Source organism: Naasia sp. SYSU D00948, from assembly GCF_017916515.1.
Taxonomy (GTDB): Bacteria; Actinomycetota; Actinomycetes; order Actinomycetales; family Microbacteriaceae; genus Naasia.
Genome location: NZ_JAFMTA010000001.1, coordinates 1,345,397 through 1,353,032 on the forward strand (window position 1 = coordinate 1,345,397; position 7,636 = coordinate 1,353,032).

At 71.1% G+C, this 7,636-nt stretch carries 6 protein-coding genes and 1 pseudogene; 1 reads left to right on the top strand and 6 read right to left on the bottom strand.

Annotated features, from left to right (window positions below):
* Window positions 1-96 precede the first annotated feature (96 nt).
* Window positions 97-1,611, top strand: coding sequence for a DUF4038 domain-containing protein (locus J3P30_RS06410; protein WP_210480106.1), 1,515 nt, complete (start codon window positions 97-99; stop codon window positions 1,609-1,611).
* A gap of 14 nt (window positions 1,612-1,625) precedes the next feature.
* On the opposite strand, the gene J3P30_RS06415 is transcribed toward J3P30_RS06410, so the two are convergent.
* From J3P30_RS06415 to J3P30_RS06440, 6 genes and pseudogenes are all read right to left on the bottom strand, one after another.
* Window positions 1,626-3,077, bottom strand: a complete 1,452-nt coding sequence (locus J3P30_RS06415; RefSeq protein ID WP_210480107.1) for an NCS2 family permease — start codon at window positions 3,075-3,077, stop codon at window positions 1,626-1,628.
* Between the two features lie 89 nt (window positions 3,078-3,166).
* Window positions 3,167-4,144 (bottom strand): aldo/keto reductase, encoded by a 978-nt coding sequence (locus J3P30_RS06420; RefSeq protein WP_210480108.1) that lies wholly within the window; start codon window positions 4,142-4,144, stop codon window positions 3,167-3,169.
* 90 nt (window positions 4,145-4,234) lie between these two features.
* On the bottom strand, window positions 4,235-4,999 hold the full coding sequence (locus J3P30_RS06425) for an amino acid ABC transporter ATP-binding protein (RefSeq protein ID WP_210480109.1): 765 nt from the start codon (window positions 4,997-4,999) through the stop codon (window positions 4,235-4,237).
* Window positions 4,986-5,654, bottom strand: coding sequence for an amino acid ABC transporter permease (locus tag J3P30_RS06430; RefSeq protein WP_210480110.1), 669 nt, complete (start codon window positions 5,652-5,654; stop codon window positions 4,986-4,988). The genes J3P30_RS06425 and J3P30_RS06430 overlap by 14 nt, the downstream gene beginning before the upstream one ends.
* A gap of 147 nt (window positions 5,655-5,801) precedes the next feature.
* Window positions 5,802-6,605 (bottom strand): amino acid ABC transporter substrate-binding protein, encoded by an 804-nt coding sequence (locus J3P30_RS06435; protein ID WP_210480111.1) that lies wholly within the window; start codon window positions 6,603-6,605, stop codon window positions 5,802-5,804.
* A 332-nt stretch (window positions 6,606-6,937) separates the two neighbouring features.
* A pseudogene (locus J3P30_RS06440) lies at window positions 6,938-7,636 on the bottom strand (hypothetical protein); the annotation flags it as partial.

The window sequence follows — 7,636 nt, forward strand, 5'->3', positions numbered from 1 at the left end:
CGTCGCCGACTCTTGCATAGCCATTCACCGTAGACAATACATTCAGTAGGGTGGTCGTCCGGGTCTTCCCGGCCCCATCGAGGAACGGAAAGACCGATGTTGCACCCCTGCTTCGAGGTGATCGAGCTCGTCCTCTCGGGCCCCGCCGAGCCGATTCCGGCCGATCGCACGCCGCTCACCGTCGAGTTCGCCCACGACTCGGGACGCTCGTGGCAGGTGCCCGGCTTCTGGGACGGCGGCGACCGCTACCTGGTCCGGTTCGCGCCGGAGCTTCAGGGGGCATGGACCTGGACGAGCCGCAGCCAGGAGGCGAACGAGCTGACGGGGCTGAGCGGCCGGTTCGAGGTCGGCCCCGCGGTGCCCGGCGAGCACGGTCCCGTGCGCGTCGCCGGCACATTCCACTTCTCGCATGCTGACGGCACCCCCTTCCGGCCTCTCGGCGGGACCGTCTACAACTGGCTCCATCAGGACGAGCGCCTCTATTCGAGCACCGTCGCGTCCCTCGCCGAGGCCGCATTCAACAAGCTCCGCTTCCTCGTCTTCCCTCAGGCGGGCGGCTACGTCGAGCACTTCCCGGAGCTGCTCCCCTTCGAGCACTCGCCCGACGGGCGCTGGGATGTCACGAGGCCCGTGATCCCGTTCTTCCGCCGCCTCGACGAGTCGGTCCGTCTGCTGCGCGAGCACGGCATCCAGGCCGACGTCCTCCTCCTCAACGCGTACGACAACGGCCGCTTCGGACTCGACACCCTCACGGAGGACGAGGACGCGGCCTATCTCCGCTACGTGGTCGCCAGGCTGTCCGCCTATCCGAACGTGTGGTGGTCGCTCTGCAACGAGTTCGACATCCTGGACCGGCCGACCGACCGGTGGACGCGGGCCGGCGAGCTGATCGCCGCGACAGATCCGCATCGGCACCTGCGGTCGATCCACAACTGGGTGCGGCTGTACGACCACAATCAGCCCTGGGTGACGCACGCCTCCATCCAGCTCGGACAGGCGACCGAGGACTTCGGGCGCGGGTCGCTCTTCCGCGATGCGTACCGGAAGCCCGTCGTCCTCGACGAGATCAAGTACGAGGGGGACGTGCCGCTGCGCTGGGGACGGCTCTCTGCGCAGCAGCTCGTGCACCAGTTCTGGATCGCGACCGTGTCGGGCTGCTACGCGTCCCACGGGGAGAGCTTCGAGAACGCCGGCGGAAGTCTGCACATCGTCGAGGGAGGGACGCTGCAGGGCGAGAGCCCCGCGCGGCTCGCGTTCCTGCGGCGTCTGCTCGACGAGGTCGACGGCCCCGGCCTCGACCCCGTCGACAACTGGTGGGACCCGGCCTTCGTCGCCGGGGTGCCGCGGAAGCTCTACCTGCAGTACCTCGGACGGTCCGCCCCCGACGCGTGGACCTTCCGGCTGCCGCAGGGGCAGCACGGTGACCGGCTGGAGGTCGGCGACCGCTTCGAGGTCGACGTCATCGACACGTGGAACATGACCGTCACGACCGTCCCGCGGGTGTTCGAGCTCGGCGAGGTGCAGCGCAACGACGCCTTCGCATCCGATCCCGACCCGGTGCGGCTGCCGGCAGGGGAGGCCATCGCCCTCCGCGTCCGCCGGGTCGGGTAGCTCGTCCGGGAACCTCAGCCGAGGAGGGTCTCGACCGGGCCGCGCGCGAAGTAGACGACGAAGCCGGCCGCGACGACCCAGAGCAGGGGACTGATCGCGCGGGCCCGTCCGGACAGCGACTGCACGACGACCCAGCTGATGAACCCCGCGCCGATGCCGTTCGCGATCGAGTAGGTGAGCGGCATCACGATGATCGTGAGGAACACCGGCAGCAGCACGCCGAAGTCGTTCATGTCGATGTGCCGGATCTGCGCCATCATCAGCGCGCCCACGATGACGAGGGACGCGGAGGCCACCTCCGTGGGCACGATCGTCGTGATCGGGGTGAAGAACATCGCGAGGAGGAAGAGTCCTCCCGTCACGATGTTCGCGAGGCCGGTCCGCGCCCCTTCGCCGATGCCGGCGCCGGACTCGATGAAGACGGTGTTCGAGGAGGAGGACGTCGCTCCGCCCGCGACCGCGCCGAGGCCCTCGACGACCAGGGCCGACTTCAGGCGGGGGAAATCACCTCGCGAATCGGCGAGTCCGGCTTCCCGGGAGAGGCCGGTGAAGGTGCCCATGGCGTCGAAGAAGTTCGTGAAGAGCAGCGTGAAGACGAGCATCGTCGCCGCGAGTGCTCCGATGCGCTCGAACGAGCCGAGGCTCACCTGGCCGACGAGGCCCAGGTCGGGGATGCTCACGAGGCTGGACGGCAGCTCGGGAACCGTGAGTCCCCACCCCTGAGGGTCGATCGCCTCGTCCTCGACCCGAGGGCCGAGGTCCCAGATCGCCTCGACGAGGATGGCGAGCACCGTCCCGGCCGCCAGGCCGATGAGGATCGCCCCCCGCACCTTCCGCACGAGCAGCACGGCCGTCAGCAGGAGGGTGACGACGAAGAGCAGCGTCGGGACGGTCGCCACGGAGCCGCCCGTGCCGAGCCCGACCGGAGGCGATCCGGTGCCGGTCGCGGTCACGAACCGCGCGTCGACGAGGCCGATGAACGCGATGAAGAGCCCGATGCCGACGGTGATCGCCGTCTTCAGCTGCAGCGGGACCGCGTCGAAGACCAGCTTGCGCAGCCCGGTCGCGGCGAGGAGGACGATCAGAAGACCGTTGACGAGGACCAGGCCCATCGCCTCCGGCCAGGTCACGTCGCCCACGACGCTGACGGCGAGGTAGGAGTTGATGCCGAGGCCCGCCGCGAAGGCGAAGGGCAGGCGGGTGACGAGGCCGAACAGGATCGTCATCACGCCCGCGGTCAGGGCGGTGACCGCCGCGACCTGGCCGAACGGCAACGTCCCGCCCTCGACGTCCGTCCCGCTCGACAGGATGATCGGGTTCAGGATGACGATGTAGGCCATCGCGACGAACGTGACGAGCCCGCCCCGGATCTCGGCGCCGACGGTCGACCCCCGCGCGCTGATCTCGAAGAAGCGGTCGAGACGGCTCGCGGGCCGCGTCTCGGTGCCGGATGGCTGGACGGTCATTCGGTCTCCTCCCCCGTCCGACCGTAGCCGCACGCGGACGGAACGACGGCGGCCGGGGGCGCCGCTGCCGCTGATGGACTCCGTCCGGGTCAGAAGCCCTCGGGAGCCCGTGGAGTGTAGGGGCCCTCCAGGGCGTTCAGCTCCTCGGCCGTCAGCTCGAGGTCGAGCGACGCGAGGGCGTCCTCGAGGTGCACCGGCTTCGTCGCGCCGACGATCGGAGCGGTGACGGCCTCCTGCTGCCGGACCCAGGCGAGCGCGACCTGGGCCCGGGACACTCCTCGGGCCTCCGCCACAGCTGCGACCGCGGATACGATGCGCCGGTTCGACTCCTCCTGCTCGCGGTACAGGGTCGCGCCGAACCGGTCCGTCTCGGAGCGCTCGGTCCGGTCGTCCCAGTCCCGGGTGAGGCGTCCGCGGGCGAGCGGCGACCACGGCAGCACCCCCACGTGAAGGTCGCGGCAGAGCGGGTGCATCTCGCGCTCCTCCTCGCGCTGCAGGAGGTTGTACTGGTCCTGCATCGCGACGAACGGCGTCCACCGGTTCTCCCGCGCCACGTGCTGGGCCTTCGCGAACTGCCAGGCCCACATCGAGGAGGCGCCGAGGTAGCGGACCTTGCCGGCCCGCACGAGGTCGTGCAGGGCCTCCATCGTCTCCTCGATGGGGGTCTCCGGGTCCCAGCGGTGGATCTGGTACAGGTCGACGTAGTCCGTGCCGAGGCGCCGGAGGCTGTCGTCGATCGCGGAGAGGATGTGCGCCCGCGACAGTCCGGCGTCGTTCGGTCCCGGTCCCATCCGGCCGTGCACCTTGGTCGCGATCACCACCTCGTCGCGGCGCGCGTACTCGGCGAGCGCGCGACCGACGATCTCCTCGCTCGTGCCGGCCGAGTAGACGTCCGCGGTGTCGAAGGTCGTGATCCCCGCCTCGACCGCCCGCCGGAGGAAGGGGCGGCTCTCCTCCTCGGGCAGCGTCCACTCGTGCGGCCCGCGATCGGGCGCGCCGTAGCTCATGCAGCCCAGGACGATCTCGGACACCTTCAGGCCGGACCCGCCGACGTTCACATATCTCATCGCGTCCTTCCTACCGTCCCCTGCCGTGTCGAGGGTGGGGAGACGGAGCCCGGATCCGCCATCCGACGTCTCGGCCGGCGCCGGCTCGTCCTAGAGCGGATGCGTCAGGCGCTGCACGAAGCGCCGCGTGCGCTCCTCGCGCGGGCTCCCGAGCACCTGCGCGGGCGCGCCGCGCTCGACGATCACGCCGCCGTCCATGAACACGACCTGGTTCGCGACCTCGCGGGCGAACTGCAGCTCGTGCGTCGCCACGACCATGGTCCAGCCCTCCCCGGCGAGCTGCTTCATCAGCGAGAGCACCTCGCCGACCAGCTCGGGGTCGAGCGCGGACGTCGGCTCGTCGAACAGCAGCAGCTTCGGCTTCAAAGCGAGGGCGCGGACGATGCCCACCCGCTGCTGCTGCCCGCCGGACAGTGAGAACGGGTAGTCGTCGCGCTTCTCCGCGAGACCGACGCGCTCGAGGAGCGCCGTCGCCTCCGCGATCGCCTCCGCGCGCGGCCGCCGGTGGACGACGACCGGGCCCTCGATCACGTTCTCGAGCACCGTCATGTGCGGGAACAGGTTGTAGTGCTGGAACACCATGGCGGAGCGGTCGCGCAGCTCGCCGAGCGCCCGCTTCGAGACGGGGGCTCCGAAGTCGATGCTCGGTCCCCCGGCGACCGCGACCGTGCCGGCGTCCGGCACCTCGAGGCCGTTCAGGCAGCGCAGCAGGGTCGTCTTCCCCGATCCGGACGGCCCGATGAGCGTCGTCACCGTCCCGGCCGGCACGTCGAGGTCGACGGAGCGCAGCACCTGATTCGCGCCGAAGCTCTTGGCGAGCGACCGGACCGTGAGGAGCGGGTCAGTGCGCGACATAGCGGTCCAATCGCCTCTCGATCCGGTTCTGGCCTCCGGAGAGCACCAGGCAGATGACCCAGTACACCAGCGCGGCCTCGACGTAGAGGAGCATGAACTCCCCGCTGAACGCCGCGATCTCCTGCGTCTGCCGGAACAGGTCGGTGACGAGGATGAGGGAGGCCAGCGAGGTGTCCTTGACCAGGCTGATGAACGTGTTCGACAGCGGCGGCACCGAGACGCGCGCGGCCTGGGGCAGGATGATGCGGCGCAGCGCGAGCGGGGGCGACATCCCGATCACGTGGGCGGCCTCCCACTGCCCCTTGGGCACGGAGAGGATCGCGGCGCGCACGATCTCGGCGGCGTAGCCGCCGACGTTGATCGAGAACGCGGCGATCGCGCTCGGCCAGGGGTCGACGGTGAGGCCGATCGAGGGCAGCCCGTAGAAGATCACGAAGAGCTGCACGAGCAGCGGCGTCCCGCGGACCGCCGAGATGTAGAAGCGGGCGATCCCGGAGACGACGCGCACCTTCGACAGTCGCATGAGCGCGACGACGACCGCGATCACGAGCCCCAGCGCGAACGAGATCAGCGCGAGCGGGATGGTGCCGGTGATCGCGCCGAGCACGATCGGCCCGAGCGACTCCAGGACGAGGGAGAGGTCCTCTCCCGTCACGCGTGCGTCCCCGCGCTCCCCGCACGTACCCCGACCCGCGCGCGTGCGCTCGTCGAGATGCCACCTGGTGTCCTCATCCGGGCGTTGTGAGGAGTACAGGTGGCATTTCGACGGACCCTCCCCCCCGCCCGGCGGGAGGGGACGGGACTACTGGGTGACATCGTCCCCGAAGTACTTCTGGCTGATCTCGGCGAGGGTGCCGTCCTCGCGCAGCTCCGCGAGGGCCTCGTCGACCGCCTCCACGAGCGTCTCGCTGCCCTTGGCGAAGGCGAAGGCCTGCTGAGAGGCGTCCTCGGTCTCGGCGGCGACCTTCAGGCCGTTCGCGCCCTCGGTGGTGCGGTAGTCGAGCCAGGTGAGCTCGTCGTTGATGGTCGCGTCGACCCGGCCCTGCGTGACGAGGGCGACGGCCTGGGCCCACCCCTCGACGGCCTCGACCTGGGCACCGCTCTCCTGGGCCAGCTCGTACCAGTTGCTGGTCAGCGACTGGGCCGTGGTCTTGCCGGCGAGGTCCTCGAAGGAGGCGATGTCGGTGTTGCTCTCGAGGGTCACGATGACGCCCTGCGAGACGGTGTACGGCTCGGAGAAGAGGTAGTCCTCCTCGCGTTCCGGAGAGATGGACACCTGGTTGGCGATCGCGTCGAAGCGTCCGGCCTCGAGGCCCGCGAAGATCGCGTCCCACTGGGTCTCCTCGAAGCGCGCCTCCACGCCGAGCTTCTCGGCGACGGCCTCGGCGATCTCGACGTCGTAGCCCACGAGGTCCCCGGAGCCGTCCTCGTGGAACGAGAACGGGCGGTAGGTGCCCTCGGTGCCGAAGACGATCTCCCCGGCCTCCTGGATCTGGGCGAGCGCGTCGCCCTCCGTCTCGGCGCTCGAGCCGCCCGAGGTCGAGCAGCCCGCAAGCGCGAGGGTGCCGACGGCGAGGAGGGCGATGGCGGACAGGCGGTGCTTCACGGGATGTGCTCCAAAGAGTGGCTGCGGCGTGCTCGGCCCCGAGATGGGGCCCGAAGGGATTCGAACACAGCAGGGGGCGGTCGCATTCCGCGGGGGCGTCACGAGCGGTAACGCTCGTCGGGGTCAGCGGCGCCGGGCCGGGACGACGGTGCCAGGCGAGGAGAAGGGGGTGTGGCGGTATCCCCCCGGACCCGCCACACCCCGGGCAGGGCGGCAGCGCTACCCGACACGCTGCTCGCCCGCCTGGGGGTGCGCCAGGACCCGAACCCGGCGCACCCCGGCGGTCACGACGGCACCCGAAGCCGCCGTATCCGCCGCGCGGATGGCTGCAGCTAGCTCATCCGCATCCGCACGGCCAGAGCCGTCCCGGCGAGGGCGACCAGCGCACCCAGGCAGAAGGCGACGGCGTCGGCCGGCGTGGACAGCGGCATCTGGCTGGTGACCGATGCCGGGGCGAGCGATGCCGGGCACTCCCGATCCGCCGGAGTGCTGCCGGTGCTGCCGGACGATCCGGACGCGACGCGAGTGCCGGCGTCACCGGCGGCGCCGATGGCCGGCTCGAGGCAGACCCTGGAGCCCACCCGGGCCGTCGCGGCCGCCGAACCGAGGGGCGCGGAGAGGAAGCCGTGGCCGCCGGAGTGACCCGGCGAGGACGATCCCGGGGTCGGCGACCCGCCTGCTCCCGGGGTCGGCGACCCGCCTGCTCCCGGGGTCGGCGATCCTCCGGTCCCCGGTGCGGGGACGCCACCCGAGCCGGGAACCGCCGGCGCGGGGATCCTGGCCTCCGCGTCCCCGCCGAGGGCGATCGCCAGGCCGCCGATCAGCAGCGGCAGGCGGACGTGAGGCGCCAGCTGGTTGCCGCCGAGCACGCTGTGGCTGCCGTCGGTGGTCCACTCGGTGTCGCCGCCGGCGGCCGGCGCGGTGGTGCCGGTGCCGGGTGCGGTGCGGCTGTCGGCGTCGCCGAGGACGCTGACGGCGTTGCCGCTGACGGTGACCGGTGCGGTGACGACGGGCGCGACCTGGTTGCCGCC